The sequence below is a fragment of the Vibrio sp. E14 genome, assembly GCF_020515785.1.
Lineage (GTDB): Bacteria > Pseudomonadota > Gammaproteobacteria > Enterobacterales > Vibrionaceae > Vibrio > Vibrio diabolicus.
In genome coordinates, this window is the sequence record NZ_JAHPJI010000007.1 from 168692 (window position 1) to 188060 (window position 19369).

Below are 19369 nucleotides of genomic sequence, written 5' to 3' on the forward strand. Positions count from 1 at the left end.
ATTTTTCTATTCAGCGGTTACCCTATGGGCAGATTTTTATAAATTAAGGATGTTGTATGTCAACCGAGGACTTTTCTGTTTCGGCAATATGCCGAGAAGCAGCAGTGATGGTCAGAAGGAACCTACTCGCAATTGTCATTGCTTGTATTCCATTGATCATCGTGCACTCAATTTTTGTGTTTATGTATCCTGAAATGACGGGGCAAGATCAAGCGAACGCTCAAGAAGGAAACATCGCGGGATTTTATTTCGTCACAATCATTTTATACCCACTTGTTGCCGCGATGGCGGCTGTCCGGGTACACCGAATTTATTTGGTTGGCGATTACATGCACTCAGCATTGGATGTATTTCGCTTGTCAGCCAGAGAATTCCGTTTCATTGGCTGGTGGATATTATTTGGACTGATGATGATGCTCGTCATTGGTATCCCGATCTTTGTGTTGTCGTTTCTCTATATTGCAGAAAGCGGTGAACCCGATTTTGTCGCCATGGCGTTTATCACAACGGTTGCAAGCATTCCGGGCTATTGGGTGATGGCGCGCTGGTCATTTGTATTGCCTGCGACCGCAATGGATCATCAGCCGCGCAGCTTGCGTCGTTCGTGGAACCAAAGCAGACCATACAACAAACAAGTATTCATTTTGATGGGCTTAATTCCATTGGGCGCGGGATTGCTCAGTCAGCTTATCTTTAGTCACTTTACTAACCTCTTCATGCTGAGTCTTGTGGGTGTTGCCTATGGTATTTTCGGTGCGTACCAGTTGGCTTTGTTATCGTTGAGCTATAAAACAGTCGTGGATATTGAACGTGCTCGTTTTGATACACCATCAGAGCCACCAAAAACGGGTGAAGAGTTTTCCGCTTAATCATTTGATCGCTTTTACATACCACTTCCGTTTGTGAGGTGGTATGCAGCGGGTTAATACCTTCCTACCGCCTTCGCGTTATTCACGCAAAATACCCATGCCCATTTCATGGCTGAATGACAGTGACGTTCACACGTATACTGACAGTAGTACTTCTTTTTATTAAGGAACCCCACATGTCCATTTGGCAACGGGTCAGTTTCACCCATCGCTTTAGTCAATTACCGTCAGCTTTCTATACTTTGGTCGGGCCGCAACCCTTGGATAATACTCGTTGGGTCGCTTGGAATAGTGAGTTTGCGCAGCAGTTTGGTTTACCAGCAGAGCAAAGCGATGAGCTATTGGCGGTTTTTTCTGGGCAAAGCGAATTCGAACCGTTTCGTCCTCTGGCGATGAAATACGCAGGACATCAGTTTGGCGTTTACAACCCAGACTTGGGCGATGGACGTGGATTGCTGTTGGCGGAAATTGAGCATCAAGATGGCACTTGGTTTGATATTCACCTTAAAGGCGCGGGGCTAACCCCCTACTCGCGAATGGGGGACGGCAGGGCGGTGTTGCGCTCAACCATTCGTGAGTATCTATGTAGTGAAGCCATGGCAGGGCTTGGGATCCCGACGACTCGTGCTCTTGGCATGATGGTCAGTGACACGCCGGTTTATCGCGAGAAAACAGAATTCGGCGCAATGTTGATTCGTATGGCGGAGACCCACGTGCGTTTTGGCCATTTCGAGCATTTTTTCTATACCAATCAATTGGCAGAGCAGAAGTTGCTGGCGGACAAAGTGATCGAGTGGCACTTTGCTGATTGTGCGTCGGCAGAGAAGCCATACGCCGCAATGTTTGGTGAAATTGTTCAGAAAACAGCGGACATGATTGCTTATTGGCAAGCGTATGGGTTTGCTCATGGGGTAATGAACACCGACAACATGTCGATCCTTGGTCAAACGTTTGATTACGGCCCGTTTGGTTTTCTTGATGATTATGAGCCGGGATATATTTGTAATCATTCCGACTACCAAGGCCGTTATGCATTTGACCAACAGCCAAGAATTGCGCTTTGGAACCTCTCAGCGCTCGCGCATGCGCTATCGCCACTCGTTGAGCGAGAAGATTTAGAAGCGTCGTTGAGCCAATTTGAAGTCCGGTTGAGTCAGCAGTTCAGCCGCCTAATGCGTGAGAAGTTGGGTTTAAAAACCCAGATCGCGGAAGATGGACGTTTATTTGAAGCAATGTTTGAGCTCCTTCACCAAAATAACACGGATTACACTCGCTTCTTTAGAACGCTTTCAAATCTTGATACTGATTCTTCTCAATCCGTAATCGACTTGTTTCTCGACCGAGAAGCTGCGCGAGCTTGGCTTGATCTGTACTTAGCTCGATGTGAGCTAGAGGTTGATGAACTAGGGGGCCTGATTTCAGCCGAACAGCGTTGCGAACAGATGCGTCAAGCCAATCCCAAATACATCTTGCGTAACTACTTGGCTCAGTTGGCGATTGATAAAGCGGAAGAAGGGGACTTTAGCGAATTACACCGATTGGCCGAACTGTTAAAGCGCCCATTTGATGAGCAACCCGAGTTTGATGATTACGCGAAATTGCCACCAGAATGGGGGAAGAAAATGGAGATAAGCTGTTCTTCATAAATGGGTCATTTCCCACCCATTTGAATCTTTTTCTTGGGTGGAATTCACTCGTTATACTCTGTGTTCATGTTAATGGTCTTTGTTAATTTATTGAAATACATATAAATTTTAACATGGTCCATTAATTGCTCTTTGTTGAACATCCGTACCCATCGTCTAATACCTAGTTATTCATGGACGGGATGGGATGTGATTCAACAAGGAGAATAATAATGTTTAAGCCTCTAACTCTACTATCTGTCTCTGCGCTTGCTGTAATGAGCTTTAACGCTGCCGCGAATTGTGACCCAGGTGAAACGGTCATCAAGTTCAGCCATGTAACGAACGCGGACAAACACCCAAAAGGTATTGCGGCTTCGTTACTTGAAAAACGCGTTAACGAAGAGATGAACGGTAAAGTCTGTATGCAGGTGTTTCCGAACTCAACGCTTTACGATGATGATAAGGTGTTGGAAGCACTACTAAATGGTGATGTTCAACTCGCTGCACCTTCTCTTTCTAAGTTTGAGAAATTCACCAAAAAGTACCGCCTTTTCGATCTGCCTTTCTTATTCGACGATGTCGACGCTGTTGACCGCTTCCAAAACTCTGAAGCCGGTGAAAAGCTGAAAAACTCAATGAAACGACGTGGTCTACAAGGTATTGCGTTTTGGCATAATGGCATGAAGCAAATGTCAGCCAACAAGCCGCTCATTTCTCCAGCCGATGCTGAAGGGCTTAAGTTCCGTGTTCAAGCTTCTGACGTTCTCGTTGCTCAGTTTGAACAGCTAGGTGCAAACCCGCAAAAAATGTCATTCAAAGAAGTGTACGGTGGCCTGCAAACTAAGGTTATTGATGGTCAAGAAAATACTTGGTCAAACATCTACGGCAAAAAGTTCTTCGAAGTTCAAGATGGCATTACGGAAACGAACCACGGGATTCTGGATTACCTAGTGGTGACGTCAAACGACTTCTGGAAAAACTTACCAGACGATCAGCGCGAGCAGCTAAACACAATCATCCAAGAGGTGACAGCGCAGCGTAATGCTGAGTCGACCAAAGTGAACCTGGCGAACAAAAACAACATCATCGAAGCTGGTGGTGTGGTTCGCACGTTAACGCCAGAACAGCGCCAAGAATGGGTCACTGCACTTCAGCCAGTATGGAAGAAGTTTGAAAAAGACATTGGTTCTGACCTAATTGAAGCCGCTTTGGCTTCTAACCAAAAATAATAACGCCTAGCACGCTTAGCCCTCTCGATTAGAGGGGGCTCTTTTCCCCTACAGACGACGTGATGTAATTATGGAACAGACTTTTTTTGCCAAGGCTGGACGAATCACCGATGCCATTGAAGAGACTTTGATTGCTTTCTTCTTAGGTGCCATGACCTTGTTAACCTTTGCCAATGTCATCTTTCGTTATGTCTTTAACGACAATATTCTTTGGGCGCTTGAGCTCACCGTCTTTATGTTCGCATGGATGGTGTTGGTCGGCGCTTCTTACGGTGTGAAAAAACACTTTCATATTGGTGTTGATGTGATTATCAACATAGTGCCAGAGGGCAAACGAAAAGCCTTGGCGTTATTCGCTGCAATATGCTGTTTAGCCTTCTCTATTTTGCTTTTAATTGGCTCTTGGAACTACTGGTATCCGTTCGCCACAGACCGAGCGTGGTATGAAACGGATGATATTCCAATGCCGGAAATGCTTCAGTTTATGGCGGATTGGTTAAACGAGGGAGAGCGTTACGAAAAGCTGCCACGTTTTATTCCTTATTTCGCTTTGCCGCTTGGTATGGCGTTGCTAACGCTGAGATTTGCTCAGGCAACATGGCAAATTGCTACCGGAAAGCTCGACCGACTGATTGCAGGGCATGAAGCGGAAGAAGAGCTAGATGCGCTTCAAGAAGAGATGAGTGATGCCGGTGATCTTATGGCTCCAAAGGCCTCAGACAATTCTAAGAGCAAGGAGCAATAAGCCATGGATATCTTATTTCTATTTTTGATGGTGATTGGTTTCATGCTCGTCGGCGTGCCAATCGCAGTTTCTCTGGGTCTTTCCAGTATTCTTTTCCTTTTGATTCATTCGGATGCGTCTTTGGCGTCTGTTGCTCAAACGTTGTTTAATGCATTTGCTGGACACTACACTCTATTAGCAATTCCATTCTTCATTTTAGCTTCAAGCTTTATGTCGACAGGTGGTGTAGCGAAACGGATCATTCGTTTCGCGATTGCGATTGTAGGCTGGTTCCGTGGTGGTTTAGCGATGGCTTCGGTTGTCGCGTGTATGATGTTTGCCGCGCTGTCAGGTTCATCTCCAGCAACGGTTGTTGCCATAGGTAGCATCGTTATCGCAGGTATGATCAAAAACGGTTACTCAAAAGAGTTTGCGGCCGGCGTAATTTGTAACGCAGGTACGCTAGGGATTTTGATTCCGCCGTCTATCGTTATGGTAGTTTACGCTGCCGCGACTGATGTATCAGTTGGACGTATGTTCCTCGGTGGTGTGATACCGGGTTTGTTGGCTGGCGTCATGCTGATGATCGCGATCTATATTGCTGCCCGTATTAAGAACCTGCCAAAACAACCATTTGTCGGTTGGAAAGAGACGTTTGATGCAGCTAAGGATGCAAGCTGGGGCTTGTTGCTGGTGGTGATCATTCTCGGTGGTATTTATGGCGGTATTTTCACCCCAACAGAAGCCGCTGCAGTTGCTGCTGTGTACTCGTTCTTTATTGCCAACTTTGTATACAAAGACATGGGGCCATTTGCAGACAATAAAAACACTAAACCTGCGCTCGTTAAAATCTTCCAAACCTTCGTTCATAAAGACACCAAACACACGCTGTATGAAGCGGGTAAACTCACCATCATGCTGCTTTTCATTATTGCCAATGCGTTAATTTTGAAGCACGTTCTCACGGAAGAACGCATCCCGCAAATGATCACAGAGTCGATGATGTCAGCTGGTCTAGGACCAATCACCTTCTTGATTGTGGTGAACGTATTGCTGTTGATTGGTGGTCAGTTTATGGAGCCATCAGGCTTATTGATCATTGTTGCACCACTGGTGTTCCCAATTGCGATAGCACTGGGGATCGACCCAATTCACTTAGGTATTATGATGGTGGTGAATATGGAGATAGGTATGATAACACCACCTGTTGGGCTTAACTTGTTTGTTACTGCAGGTGTCGCCAAAATGTCGATGATGAATGTAGTAAAAGCCGCACTGCCATGGGTGGCGGTGATGTTCCTATTCCTTATTATTGTAACGTACGTGCCATGGGTGTCGACTTGGTTACCAACGACCTTGATGGGGCCAGAAATCATTACTAAGTAATGGCACCAGATATTTGAAGAAAAACAAAAGAGGTGTGATGATTCACACCTCTTCGTCTATGGGTTTGTAGCTAGGCCTACGAGGGTCTGGGTGGACTCGCCGCTCGTAGCTTCGCCACTTCTTTTTATTCTTGCGCCGCTCCTCGCCTGAACGTCTCTCTTCTTGATATTGCCCGTCTACCATCACGGTATCTGTAATGATCGGTATTCTCACTTTCTCGTTCATATCCGTAACAACCATGATGAATCGGTTATTAAAAATTATGATTCAAGTTGGATATAATACCAATCCTTGAGAATCGTTTTATTTATAGAGCTCTTTATCTATTTGATAGCGTTGCATTTTGTCATACAGAGTTTTTCGAGGCACATTCAGTTGCGCCATTGTCTGTTTAATGCTGCCGTTATTTTCCAGTAATGCGCCTTCAATGGCTGCTCTCTCGAACTCTGCAACTTGTTCTGCAAGACTTGAAGAAGGCTTGGCAACCGGAGTCGATTCTCCTAACTGAATTAATTTACCCAATAGCACGAAACGCTCTGCTGCATTTCTTAGCTCGCGAACATTGCCTGGCCAGTCATGGTTCATCAGTTGGGCGAGGTCGTGGGATGACAAACTGGGAGAGCTTTTACCGTAACGTGAAGCCGCTACCAATAGGAAATGATGGAAGAGGGCAGGGATGTCTTCTTTCCGTTCACGCAGTGGCGGGAGATCTAAGGTAACCACATTCAGTCGATAGTAAAGATCTTGGCGAAAGGTTCCCTCTTCAGCAGCGCGTTTCAAATCGACTTTGGTGGCGGCAATCACTCGAATATCTAAGGGCAAGAGTTCATTCGAGCCGACACGCTCAATCACACGCTCTTGCAGTACTCTCAGTAAACGGATTTGGGCTTGGATTGGCATTGACTCGATTTCATCCAAGAAAAGTGTACCGCCTTGAGCAAATTCAAACTTACCGATACGGCGGCTTTCTGCGCCAGTAAATGCGCCTTTTTCATGCCCGTAGAGTTCGCTCTCAATCAAATTCTCTGGTACTGCACCACAATTTACTGCGACAAAGTTTTGGTTCCGTCGAGAGCTTTGCTCATGCAAAGAGCGGGCGATTAACTCTTTACCTGTACCAGTTTCGCCAAACAATAAGATATCTGCATCAGTATCGGCGATGTGAGCAATGGTTTCGCGTAACATTTGAATGCTAGACGTTTCTCCGATAACACGAGGTCCGAGCGTTTTACTTGCCTTGAGAGACAGGCGTAACTTCTCGTTTTCAACCGTTAATTGGCGCTTCTCAATGGCGCGCTTGACGGTTTCAACTAGGTGCTCAGGTGGGAATGGCTTTTCGATAAAATCATACGCTCCATGGTGTAACGCATTAACTGCCATTGAGATATCGCCATGACCAGTAATCATAATCACGGGAAGATGGGGGTCTTTTCGTACAAGGGTATTCAGTAAATCCATCCCTGAAATACCGGGTAAGCAAATATCGGTAATCACCACACCTGGCTCGGCTCCCTGCTTAATTGCGAGTAAGGCAGATTCAGCGTCTGGAAAGAATGTGGCATCGATATCTGCCAATTCAAACGTTTGTTCTATTGCCAGTCTAAGATCGGCTTCATCATCAATAAAAAACACCTGGCACATGATCTCATCCTTTTGATTGTTCTGTGTTGTTAGGAGCGATAGGTAAACACAATGAAAATCGAGCTCCGCCTTGTTCTCGATTTTGGGCACATAATCTTCCGTTCATACTGGCTAAGATTTGTTGCGAGATGGACAGCCCTAAACCTAACCCATTTTGTTTGGTAGTTAGGAAAGGCTCACATAAGTCCGAAAGTGAGAAATCTCCAAGCCCTAGACCATTGTCATCTACATGAATCCAAATTAAATCGGCATGTTCGTCTTGCTCTACGGATAACTGTACTTGTTTGTCTTGTTGCTCTTTGAGAGCCTCTATCGCATTGGTCAGCAAATTAACCAACACTTGTTCAAGTTGAATGATATTGATCTGAACTTCAACATCGTGCTCTGGTACGTGCGTTTCTAGCGTGACACGTGCAGATTTAAGTGCGGGTTTCATCAGCTCTTTGACTGAGGCAATTACTGGAAACAAACGAGATTGAGCCAGCTCGTTTCCACTGGTTTTTTTAGCGAAAGAACGAAGCTGCTGACTGATGTTTGCCATACGATCAGTGAGGGCTGAGATGCGAGTTAGATTATCTTCCACTCGCTCATATTTTTCTTTTTGGAGGAACAGCTTGCCGTTTTCAGCAAAGCTGCGAATGGCCGCAAGTGGATTATTCAGTTCATGACTGATACTGGCTGACATTTGCCCTAATACTGCTAGTTTCGCAGCTTGAACGAGTTCGTCTTGCGTTAGGCGAAGTGTTTGTTCGGTTTCTATTCTCTGGGCGATTTCTGCTTGCAATTCTGCGGTGCGAGCCATGACTTGATATTCAAGTTTTTGATTGGCCTCTTGTTGAATTCTCTCAAGTTGTAAGTGGCGTTGTTGACGGTGATAGATGAGCTGGCCAATTAAAAACAATACGGTGAATGCAAGAGTAAGTACAAAAATGTAACCCATAGTGAGCCAGACGATAGACTGCTTGGGAGATAGTACACGGATGGTCAGCTTGAGCTCTGGTAGGGGCAACGAAGAGACCACCAAGGTCCCTTTGTTATATGGGTAACCTTGTTTAAGCTCAGAATGCGTTTCCTCCACATTGCCCACCAATCCTAGAGTTTCAATTGGCTCATCAAGGTATTGTCGGCTTGCCCAAACTTGTTTTCTTTCATTCTCAGTCAGTGGTTGTAAGCTTTTGAGTAGCCAATCACTTCGGCTGCTCATGAAAACAATCCCGTGCGGATCGCTCGCGACGAACACACTATTTGGCTGCTGCCAGTTGTCTTCTATCTTACTCAAGTCCATCTTAACCACGACCACACCAAGGACGCCGCCCGCGTATATGATCGGATAAGAATAGTAGTAGCCACGCTTACCCGAAGTCGAACCCAGCGCGTAGTATTGGCTTCGTTCCCCAACGATTGCTTGTTTGAAATAAGGGCGGAACGCAAAATTTCGTCCAAGAAAAGATCGCTCTTTACGCCAGTTGCTGGCCGCGATCGTCGTACCCCATTGATCGATTAAATAGGTATCTGCCGCTTCAATCACGTCATTAACGGATTCTAAATACCGATTGGTGAGTTCCAGTTGGGCACTGTTATTTGGATGCAGTAACGCTTGATGGAGAGGGTCATCTTTGGCCAGAAGGTTAGGGATATGGGCGTATTTATCGAGTTTGTTTTTAATATGACTAGAAAATTGCTCAAGTTGGGATTGGTGTTTATCAAGCAATGATTGATAACTAGTCTGCCAAACCCAATGACCACCTATGATTGCGCAAAGGAAATAGAAGGCAAAAAAAGTCAGCAGAATCCGGTTTTTTTGCGACATCCTTACACTCCTTAAACCTTTCCTGTGGTCACGTAAGAAAATGTTAATAGTTTGTAGGGAGGATTAGGGATTTAGTTTTCAACTCTGTGGAGTAAAACAAGAGCAAGATCTCTTTTTAGGCTTTTCGATAAAAAAACCGGTCGATTCTCTTGAAAAAGTCGCTATTGTCCCCATTCTAGATATGCTGACGATACTTAGACGCTGTTTGAATCGCATTTTTGAAGAAAAAATGGGTCAGCATTCGAGAATTTAGCGCAGACAATGTCCACATAGTGGCTATTGGCTCGACAGGGTTGCGACAGATCGCTAGAATGTCGCGTCTAAAAATTCTGTCCTGAGGCTAATAGGAGATACCTTTGGTAATTTTATCGAAGATATCACTGATTAGTCCGGTACTGACAAACAGTATCGATACTCGATTTAAATTAGGTGTTCGGACAGAACACTACACAAGGATGAAGCGTAAGCTCCGCTGAGTTTCGCTCATACGCTCGGAAAACCGAGCCACTTTAGAGGTTTATATATAATGCAAGTTACTGTTGAAACGCTAGAGGGCCTAGAGCGCCGTCTAAACATTACTGTTCCAGCTGCAAACATCGAAGACGCTGTAACAGCTGAACTACGCAACATCGCTAAAAACCGTCGTTTCGATGGTTTCCGTAAGGGTAAAGTGCCTCTAAAAATGGTTGCTAAGATGTACGGCAAAGCAGTACGTCAAGACGTTCTTGGTGAAGTTATGCAACGCCACTTCATCGAAGCTATCGTTAAAGAGAAAATCAACCCAGCTGGCGCTCCAACTTTCGCTCCTGTAGAAAACAAAGAAGGTTCAGACCTAGTTTTCACTGCAACTTTTGAAGTTTACCCAGAAGTTGAGCTTAAAGGCCTAGAAAACATCACTGTTGAAAAACCGCTAACTGAAGTTAAAGACGCAGACGTAGAAGAGATGATCGATACTCTACGTAAGCAACAAGCAACTTGGGTTGAAGTTGAAGAAGCAGCAGAAGATGGCAAACGCGTAAGCATTGACTTCGTTGGTTCTATCGACGGTGAAGAATTCGAAGGCGGTAAAGCTGAGAACTTCCCACTAGAAATGGGCGCTGGTCGCATGATTCCTGGTTTCGAAGACGGTATCGCAGGTAAAACTGCAGGTATGGAATTCGACATCGACGTGACTTTCCCAGAAGATTACCACGCTGAAAACCTAAAAGGTAAAGCAGCTAAGTTCGCAATCAAAGTGAACAAAGTTGAAGCTCGTGAACTACCAGAACTAAACGACGAGTTCGTTGCTAAGTTCGGTGTTGTTGAAGGCGGTGTTGAAGCACTTAAAGCTGAAGTTCGTAAAAACATGGAACGCGAGCTTAAGCAAGCTGTTAAGAACCGCATCAAAGAGCAAGCGATTGACGGTCTAGTTGAGCAAAACGACATCAACGTACCATCAGCGCTTATCGAGCAAGAAATCCAAGTTCTACGTCAACAAGCTGCACAACGCTTCGGTGGTAACCCAGAAGCTGCTGCTCAGCTTCCACGTGAGCTGTTCGAAGAGCAAGCTAAACGTCGCGTAGTAGTTGGTCTTCTACTAGGTGAAGTAATCAAGTCTGAAGAGCTAAAAGCGGACGACGAGAAAGTTAAAGCTCTAATTGAAGAAATGGCTACAGCATACGAAGATCCATCAGAAGTTATTGCTTACTACGAGCAAAACGAAGAAATGATGAACAACATGCGCAATGTAGCTCTAGAAGAGCAAGCAATCGACGCGATCATCGCTAAAGCACAGGTTTCTGAGAAAGAAGTAGGCTTCAACGAGCTACTTAACCAACAACAACCTGCTGCTTAATAAGCAATATCTTGCGTAGAAGGTTGACTTAACGTTAACTATTCTGCTAACAATGGTCCGTATGATAGTCATCATCCGGGCCATTTATTTTAGGGACATAAGAATATGAGCTACCAAGAAAAAAATGCAATGTCGCCAATTATGGACGCGCTAGTACCAATGGTGGTTGAACAAACTTCCCGCGGCGAACGCTCTTACGACATATACTCACGTCTGCTTAAAGAGCGCGTGATTTTTTTAACGGGTCAAGTGGAAGACCACATGGCAAACCTTGTCGTGGCTCAGCTACTTTTCCTAGAATCTGAAAATCCAGATAAAGATATTTTCCTATACATCAACTCGCCAGGCGGCAGCGTAACAGCTGGTATGTCTATCTACGATACCATGCAGTTTATTAAGCCAAATGTTAGCACTGTATGTATGGGTCAAGCATGTTCAATGGGTGCCTTCCTGTTAGCAGGTGGTGCGCCAGGTAAGCGCTACGTACTGCCTAACTCTCGTGTAATGATCCACCAACCATTGGGTGGTTTCCAGGGTCAAGCTTCTGATATCCAAATCCATGCTCAGGAAATCCTGACCATTAAGCAGAAGCTAAACAAGTTGTTAGCAGAACATACTGGCCAACCTCTTGAAGTCATTGAGCGCGATACTGATCGTGATAACTTCATGTCATCAGAGCAGGCTGTGGAATACGGTATCGTGGATGCAGTGTTAAGCCACCGCGGCGAGTAATTAGCCAGCGCATTTTGGCAAAAATTGATATACACTCATTCATGAAGAGTAAAGGCTAAGAGGTTAGCGAATGACAGATAAAAGCAAAGAAAGTGGCAGCGGTAAATTGCTGTACTGTTCTTTCTGCGGCAAAAGTCAGCACGAAGTTCGCAAGCTAATCGCAGGTCCGTCAGTGTACATTTGCGACGAGTGTGTCGACTTATGTAACGATATTATTCGCGAAGAAATCAAGGATGTTCTCCCTAAGAAAGAATCTGAAGCGTTACCAACGCCAAAACAGATCCGTGAACACCTTGATGACTATGTGATCGGGCAAGATTACGCGAAAAAAGTGCTCGCAGTTGCGGTATATAACCACTACAAGCGTTTACGCAATGGTGATACAACGAGTGAAGGTGTGGAGCTTGGTAAAAGTAACATCCTTCTAATTGGCCCAACAGGTAGCGGTAAAACACTACTTGCTGAGACATTAGCTCGATTCTTGGATGTGCCATTTACAATGGCAGACGCAACCACACTAACCGAGGCTGGTTATGTGGGTGAAGACGTTGAAAACATCATCCAAAAGCTTCTGCAAAAATGTGATTACGATGTAGCTAAAGCTGAACGCGGCATCGTTTACATTGATGAAATTGATAAAATTTCACGCAAAGCTGAAAACCCATCTATTACGCGTGACGTATCTGGTGAAGGTGTTCAGCAGGCGCTACTAAAACTTATCGAAGGTACGGTTGCATCGGTTCCACCTCAAGGTGGTCGTAAGCACCCTCAGCAAGAATTCCTACAAGTGGACACGTCGAAGATCCTGTTCATCTGTGGTGGTGCATTTGCTGGCCTAGATAAGGTGATTGAGCAGCGTGTTGCAACAGGTACAGGTATTGGCTTCGGTGCTGAAGTTCGTTCTAAAAACGAATCGAAGACCGTGGGTGAGCTATTTACTCAGGTTGAGCCTGAGGATTTAGTGAAGTACGGACTCATTCCAGAATTCATTGGTCGTCTTCCTGTGACAACAACACTGACTGAGCTTGATGAAGAAGCGTTGATTCAGATCCTATGTGAACCGAAGAACGCATTAACCAAGCAATACGCAGCATTGTTTGAGCTTGAAAACGCTGAACTTGAGTTCCGAGAAGATGCGCTGCGCGCTATCGCTAAGAAAGCAATGGAGCGTAAAACAGGTGCTCGTGGTTTACGCTCGATCCTTGAAGGCGTATTACTGGAAACCATGTACGAACTGCCATCTGCGACAGACGTAAGTAAGGTCGTGATTGATGAGTCCGTCATTAATGGTGAGTCAGAGCCATTGCTTATTTATAGCAACTCAGACAATCAGGCCGCTGGAGCAGAATAAATTCAGCCGTAATGAAAAAGGAGGTAAGTAATTACCTCCTTTTTTTATTTCTCTTATTGAATCCAAACAATTAGCCCCCATATAAATCGATAAGTAATACGTAAACGTGAAAGCGGAAGAGAGAATTATATGAACTTGGAACGTTCCGAGCGTATCGAGATCCCGGTACTACCTCTACGTGACGTAGTGGTCTACCCGCACATGGTTATTCCATTGTTTGTTGGTCGTGAGAAATCGATTAGCTGTTTAGAAACGGCGATGGAAACCAACAAACAAGTTCTTCTTGTGGCACAAAAGCAAGCTGATACTGACGAGCCTACGGTTGACGACCTATTTGAAGTAGGTACGGTAGCCACCATTCTCCAGCTACTGAAGCTTCCGGATGGCACAGTAAAAGTACTGGTTGAAGGCCAGCAACGTGCGAAAATCAATCACTTTAAAGAGAGTGATTTCTTCCTAGCGGAAGCGGAATTTGTGGTTACGCCAGAATTGGATGAGCGTGAGCAAGAAGTGATTGTTCGCAGTGCGATTAATCAGTTTGAAGGCTTCATTAAGCTAAACAAGAAGATTCCACCAGAAGTTCTAACCTCACTCAACGGTATCGACGAAGCGGCTCGCTTAGCGGATACTATTGCAGCTCATATGCCGTTGAAGCTGGTGGATAAGCAGCAAGTACTTGAAATAGTTGATGTCACTGAGCGTCTGGAATTCCTAATGGGTCAGATGGAATCAGAGATCGATTTGCTGCAAGTTGAAAAACGCATTCGTGGTCGCGTTAAAAAGCAAATGGAAAAATCTCAGCGTGAGTACTATCTGAATGAGCAAATGAAAGCGATTCAGAAAGAACTTGGTGAGATGGAAGACGCACCAGACGAGTTCGAAACGCTGCAGAAGAAGATTGACGAATCAAAAATGCCTCAAGAGGCACGTGAAAAGACTGAGCAAGAGCTGCAAAAGCTTAAGATGATGTCTCCAATGTCTGCCGAAGCAACAGTGGTTCGTAGCTACATCGATTGGATGGTCAGCGTGCCTTGGGCTAAACGCTCAAAAGTTAAGAAAAATTTAGCGAAAGCAGAAGAGATTCTTAATGAAGACCACTACGGTCTAGAGCGCGTAAAAGAGCGTATTCTTGAATACTTGGCGGTTCAAAACCGAATCAATAAGTTAAAAGGTCCAATCCTTTGTCTTGTTGGTCCTCCAGGTGTGGGTAAAACGTCTCTTGGTCGTTCAATTGCTTCTGCTACAGGTCGTAAGTACGTTCGTATGGCGCTGGGTGGTGTACGTGATGAAGCAGAAATTCGCGGTCACCGCCGTACTTACATTGGCTCATTGCCAGGTAAATTAATCCAGAAGATGTCGAAAGTTGGCGTGAAGAACCCATTGTTCTTATTGGACGAAATCGACAAAATGTCTTCAGATATGCGCGGCGATCCGGCATCAGCGCTACTAGAGGTACTTGATCCTGAACAGAATAACTCGTTCAACGATCACTACTTAGAAGTGGATTACGACCTTTCTGACGTTATGTTCGTTGCAACCTCGAACTCAATGAACATTCCAGGTCCATTGTTAGACCGTATGGAAGTTATTCGTTTATCTGGTTACACCGAAGACGAGAAGCTGAACATTGCAAAACGTCACCTTGTTGATAAGCAAGTGAAGCGCAATGGTCTAAAACCGGATGAGATCATCATTGAAGACTCTGCGATTATTGGCATCATCCGTTATTACACTCGTGAAGCGGGTGTCCGTAACTTAGAACGTGAGATCTCTAAGATCTGCCGTAAAGCCGTGAAGAACATCTTGCTGGATAAAGACATCAAGTCAGTAACGGTAACGATGGACAACCTAAAAGAGTACTTGGGTGTTCAACGTTTCGATTACGGTAAAGCGGATGAAAGTAACCGAATTGGTCAAGTGACAGGTCTAGCTTGGACAGAAGTGGGTGGTGATCTGCTAACGATTGAAACTCAATCTATGCCAGGTAAAGGTAAGCTGACGCAAACGGGCTCTCTTGGTGACGTGATGCAAGAGTCTATCCAAGCCGCAATGACAGTAGTTCGCTCTCGTGCAGAAAAACTGGGTATCAATACTGACTTCTACGAGAAGAAAGATATTCACGTGCACGTACCGGAAGGCGCGACGCCAAAAGATGGCCCAAGTGCGGGTACTGCAATGTGTACTGCCTTGGTTTCTGCTCTGACAGGTAACCCTGTGAAAGCAGAGGTAGCGATGACGGGTGAAATAACACTGCGTGGTGAAGTCCTACCTATCGGTGGCCTAAAAGAGAAGTTACTTGCGGCACACCGTGGCGGCATTAAGACTGTGCTAATTCCAAAAGACAACGAGCGTGATTTGGAAGAGATTCCTGATAATGTTATCGCTGATCTGGAAGTCATCCCTGTACAGTGGATTGATGAAGTACTGAAAGTCGCACTAGAGCGAGACCCGACGGGCGTTGAGTTTGAGTCTCAAAAATAGTGATGTGCAGCAAAAATAAGTAAAAGTTTACGCTGATAAGTCTAAAAAGGCTTGTCAGCGTTTTTTTTGGGCGCTAAGTTAGTTTCGATAGCTGCCAGCCCTTGACGAATAAGGGATGGAGCATATTTTCTTAACAATGGAACGAAAGTCATCACAAAAATAATCACAGATGACACAAAGGGGAAATTACAGTGAATAAAACTCAGTTAGTAGAACAAATCGCAGAAAATGCAGACATTTCTAAAGCGTCAGCGGGTCGTGCTCTAGATGCATTCATCGAAGCAGTAAGCGGCACTCTTCAGTCTGGTGATCAAGTTGCTCTAGTTGGCTTTGGTACATTCAGCGTTCGTACTCGTGCTGCACGTACTGGTCGTAACCCAAAAACTGGTGAAGAAATCCAAATCGCAGAAGCAAAAGTACCAGCTTTTAAAGCTGGTAAAGCACTGAAAGACGCTTGTAACTAATCACAGCGTTAATTCTGTAACCGGCCATTTGCTTAACTTTTGCTCAAACAATAAGTTTCGAACAAAAATTTACAAACTTCGAGCCGAACTTTCTTAAATTATGCGCATCATACTGATGCGCATTTCTTTTTCTGATATTATTGCGCCATTATTTCTATTAGATAGAAGCAGTAGGCTTCAATTGTGGAGAGCAGTTAAATTATGATGGATCGACTACGCGAAGGCGTGAATAGCATCGCGGTCAAAATTATCCTTGGGCTTATCATCCTGTCTTTCGTATTTGCAGGTGTGGGTAGCTACATCGTTAGTGGTAACAACAACTCTGCAGCGAAAGTCGGTAACACTGAGATTCCTCGTGGTGAGTTCGAGATGGCATACCAAAATGAGCGTAACCGTATGCAAGCTCAGTTGGGTGACTACTTCTCTCAAATGCTGGCTGACCCTGCATATGTTGAATCTTTCCGCAAATCCGTTTTAGATCGAATGATCAATGACGTGTTGCTTGACCAACAAGCAGAAGCTTTAGGTCTGCGAATCAGCGACACTCAAGTTCGCAGCATGATTCTAGACATGCCTCAATTCCAATCTAATGGTCAGTTCGATCAAGAGATCTATCAAGCTTCTCTGCGTCGTGCAGGCTTTTCGCCAGACTCTTTTGCTGAGTACATGCGTCGTGAATTGGTTCGTGAACAACTGCTGAATGCACTACAAAACAGTGAATTTATTCTGCCAGGTGAAGTACAGGCAGAAGGTAAGCTGTTCACTCAAACTCGTGATATTCGCACGATTAAAATCGACTTAGCAGAGTTTGCGAAAAACATTGAATTGACTGACGAAGAAATTCAACAGTACTACAAAGCAAACCCTGACAACTTTACTCGCCCAGAGCAGGTTAAAGTCGCTTATATCGAACTGTCTGCTGAAGCGCTAAAGGAACAAGTTAATGTTTCTGATGCTGAGGTGGAAAAGTACTACGATGAGCATTTAAACAAATACTCTTCAGAAGAGCAGCGCCGTGTCGCTCATATTCTTGTAGAAGGGGACGATGAAACAAAAGCGCAGGCTATCCTAGATGAGCTAAATGCGGGTGCAGATTTTGCGACGCTTGCTCAAGAGAAATCTGACGATTTTGGCAGTGCTGAAAATGGTGGTGACTTAGGTTGGATTGAGCGTGATGTGATGGACCCTGCTTTTGAAGAAGCGGCATTCGCGTTGAAGAATCCAGGCGATACGTCGGGTCTAGTAAAGTCGGACTTTGGCTACCATATTATCAAGCTTGAAGAGCTAAAAGACTCTGTGGCGAAGCCATTTGAAGAAGTTGCCGCTGAAATCAAACAAGAAATGGTTGACCAACAAGCAGTTGATCAATTCTACGAGCTACAAAGCGAGCTTGAGCGCGTAGCGTTTGAATACCCAGACTCATTGTATGACGCTTCTCAAGCGGTTAACCAAGAAGTGAAGACAACGGACTTTATTTCTCAAGTTGACGCACCTGAAGTGCTTCGTAACCCTGCGGTAATGCAAGCTATCCTTAGCCCAGAAGTAAAAGAAGATGGCTTAAACTCTGAAGCTATCGAAGTTGCACCTGAACATATTATTGTTGTTCGTGTTGAAGACGCACGTGATGAGACGGTTCTTCCACTAGAAGAAGTGAAAGATCAGGTTATTGCAGAGCTATCTCGCGTTAAGGGTGAGCAAGATGCGATGGAACTTGGTACACAGGTTGTTGCTGCATTGAAAGAAGGTAAGACAGATGTGCTTACTGAAAACAACCTTGCATTTGGTGAACAAGAGACAGTAGATCGCCGTTCTCCGTTGGCAACAACGGTATTCGCGATGGCAAAACCAGTCGATGGTAAGCCAGTATATGGTCAGTCTAAAGATCTTGAAGGTAACATTGTTATCATCGAGCTTGATGCTGTAAATGCTGAGCTAGATAGTGAGTTAGAAGAGCAAGTTGCGATGCAAATGCAGCGTGCATCTTCTCAGCAAGACCTATCCTCTGTGCTAGCAGTACTGCGAGCAAACACTGACATTGAGTACTTTATTGTGAGCAACTAAGCACAATTAGTGTAATTTGCATGTTAACTAAAACGGACCGCATAAGCGGTCCGTTTTATTTTTGTCTTTATTAACTTCAATCATCAATAAGCATTACTTAAATTAGTGCGCGTTTAAGTGATACCAGTCATTGCGAATATTGGGTCATCTAGGTTTGTTAATTGATAGTGACTTGCTCCCGATGACTGGTTTTAGCCTACTATTTTGGAGATTGTATGTTCAATATGAAATGGATTTTGACATTGTGCTTATTTGTTTTTGCGCCTTTTAGCATGGCTGCGGATTCAGCCACTGACAAATATGAAGGAATTGAAATTACCGTAAATATCAACACGGCTTCTGCTGAAGAAATTGCGACCATGTTGAAAGGTATAGGTGAGAAGAAAGCGCAGAGTATCGTGGACTACCGCGAGGAGCATGGCCCTTTTAAAACGGCTGCAGATTTGAAGAGCGTAAAAGGCATTGGTGAAGCGACAGTTAAGAAAAACGAAGACCGCATTTTACTGTAGCTTGATGTATTTCAGATATTGAGTCTGAATTCAGAACAATATCTGTTTCCCTATTACTGCTTTCCCGAACCAACCCCTCTTTCGTGGTTCGGGATTTTTTATCCGAATAAACGACGGCTAAAGCCTTTTTCCATTAGAGCCATTGTTAACCCACCGATTGCGCCAAATAAATGAGCATCAATAGCAACGTTTGCGCCGATAAGCGCAGCAGTGCTGCTTGATGGACCATAGATCTGCTCCCATGCTACTTTGGCAATAAGCCCGCCGACCAACAACAAGCTGCTTCTTCTGCTTTCAAAGACTTCTCTGAGTGCCCAGAATCCAAACAGTCCGTGTAGTACGCCAGATAATCCCACGTACACGGACATGTTGGTAAACAAATTCATTGCGCCAACAAATGCACACAAGAGTGAGAAAACGATAAGGAAGTTGCGAGTGCTTGGACGAAAAATAAAAGTAATGATCCACAATCCTGCCAGGTTCATCCCTAAGTGCGCAAAGTTGGTATGTGTGAGATTTCCTGTTACGATTCGCCACCATTCGCCATGGCGTATATTGTAGCTGTGCCACTCGGTTAGGCTTGCCATTGGTTCGAATTGAAGTATCAAACAGATCACGCTGATAATACTCAGCAAGGTATAAAGGTTCAC

The 19369-nt window shown here is 44.8% G+C and carries 16 protein-coding genes; 12 read left to right on the top strand and 4 right to left on the bottom strand.

The genetic code is table 11. The features are described from left to right. Window positions 1-56 precede the first annotated feature (56 nt). The 5 genes from LIX84_RS18480 to LIX84_RS18500 all read left to right on the top strand — a co-directional run bounded on the left by LIX84_RS18480 (window position 57) and on the right by LIX84_RS18500 (window position 5836). Window positions 57-869, top strand: a complete 813-nt coding sequence (locus LIX84_RS18480; RefSeq protein WP_005390499.1) for a hypothetical protein — start codon at window positions 57-59, stop codon at window positions 867-869. A gap of 176 nt (window positions 870-1045) precedes the next feature. Further along, window positions 1046-2515: a protein adenylyltransferase SelO gene (locus LIX84_RS18485; RefSeq protein ID WP_226421932.1), complete on the top strand. Its 1470-nt coding sequence runs from the start codon at window positions 1046-1048 to the stop codon at window positions 2513-2515. A gap of 212 nt (window positions 2516-2727) precedes the next feature. After that, window positions 2728-3726, top strand: coding sequence for a TRAP transporter substrate-binding protein (locus tag LIX84_RS18490; RefSeq protein ID WP_048626156.1), 999 nt, complete (start codon window positions 2728-2730; stop codon window positions 3724-3726). A gap of 70 nt (window positions 3727-3796) precedes the next feature. Next, window positions 3797-4471 (top strand): TRAP transporter small permease, encoded by a 675-nt coding sequence (locus LIX84_RS18495; protein WP_226421933.1) that lies wholly within the window; start codon window positions 3797-3799, stop codon window positions 4469-4471. 3 nt (window positions 4472-4474) lie between these two features. Continuing rightward, the gene (locus tag LIX84_RS18500) at window positions 4475-5836 is read left to right on the top strand and encodes a TRAP transporter large permease (RefSeq protein ID WP_053807126.1); all 1362 of its coding nucleotides are present in this window, start codon (window positions 4475-4477) and stop codon (window positions 5834-5836) included. 42 nt (window positions 5837-5878) lie between these two features. Here LIX84_RS18500 and LIX84_RS18505 read toward each other — a convergent pair whose 3' ends face one another. From LIX84_RS18505 to LIX84_RS18515, 3 genes are all read right to left on the bottom strand, one after another. Then, entirely contained in the window at window positions 5879-6061 is a 183-nt protein-coding gene (locus tag LIX84_RS18505; protein WP_041853050.1) for a hypothetical protein, read from the bottom strand. A 78-nt stretch (window positions 6062-6139) separates the two neighbouring features. Further along, a complete protein-coding gene (locus tag LIX84_RS18510; protein ID WP_226421934.1) occupies window positions 6140-7477 on the bottom strand; it encodes a sigma-54-dependent transcriptional regulator in 1338 nt (445 codons plus the stop codon). 4 nt (window positions 7478-7481) lie between these two features. Continuing rightward, window positions 7482-9287: a sensor histidine kinase gene (locus LIX84_RS18515; RefSeq protein WP_226421935.1), complete on the bottom strand. Its 1806-nt coding sequence runs from the start codon at window positions 9285-9287 to the stop codon at window positions 7482-7484. A 526-nt stretch (window positions 9288-9813) separates the two neighbouring features. Between LIX84_RS18515 and tig the strand changes: the two genes are divergently transcribed. From tig to LIX84_RS18555, 7 genes are all read left to right on the top strand, one after another. Continuing rightward, window positions 9814-11121 carry a trigger factor gene (tig, locus tag LIX84_RS18525; RefSeq protein ID WP_005390526.1) on the top strand — a complete coding sequence of 436 codons (1308 nt, stop codon included), beginning with the start codon at window positions 9814-9816 and terminating at the stop codon, window positions 11119-11121. A 105-nt stretch (window positions 11122-11226) separates the two neighbouring features. Then, window positions 11227-11853, top strand: a complete 627-nt coding sequence (clpP, locus tag LIX84_RS18530; protein WP_005382347.1) for an ATP-dependent Clp endopeptidase proteolytic subunit ClpP — start codon at window positions 11227-11229, stop codon at window positions 11851-11853. 70 nt (window positions 11854-11923) lie between these two features. Continuing rightward, a complete protein-coding gene (gene clpX, locus LIX84_RS18535) occupies window positions 11924-13204 on the top strand; it encodes an ATP-dependent protease ATP-binding subunit ClpX (RefSeq protein ID WP_005390528.1) in 1281 nt (426 codons plus the stop codon). Window positions 13205-13333: 129 nt separating this feature from the next. Then, on the top strand, window positions 13334-15685 hold the full coding sequence (lon, locus tag LIX84_RS18540) for an endopeptidase La (protein ID WP_005390529.1): 2352 nt from the start codon (window positions 13334-13336) through the stop codon (window positions 15683-15685). 191 nt (window positions 15686-15876) lie between these two features. After that, the gene (locus LIX84_RS18545) at window positions 15877-16149 is read left to right on the top strand and encodes an HU family DNA-binding protein (RefSeq protein ID WP_005382341.1); all 273 of its coding nucleotides are present in this window, start codon (window positions 15877-15879) and stop codon (window positions 16147-16149) included. A 201-nt stretch (window positions 16150-16350) separates the two neighbouring features. Beyond that, window positions 16351-18210: a peptidylprolyl isomerase gene (gene ppiD, locus LIX84_RS18550; protein WP_139059987.1), complete on the top strand. Its 1860-nt coding sequence runs from the start codon at window positions 16351-16353 to the stop codon at window positions 18208-18210. Between the two features lie 224 nt (window positions 18211-18434). Beyond that, a complete protein-coding gene (locus LIX84_RS18555; RefSeq protein WP_031780151.1) occupies window positions 18435-18719 on the top strand; it encodes a ComEA family DNA-binding protein in 285 nt (94 codons plus the stop codon). Window positions 18720-18817: 98 nt separating this feature from the next. Here LIX84_RS18555 and rrtA read toward each other — a convergent pair whose 3' ends face one another. Further along, on the bottom strand, window positions 18818-19369 hold the full coding sequence (gene rrtA / locus LIX84_RS18560; protein WP_226421936.1) for a rhombosortase: 552 nt from the start codon (window positions 19367-19369) through the stop codon (window positions 18818-18820).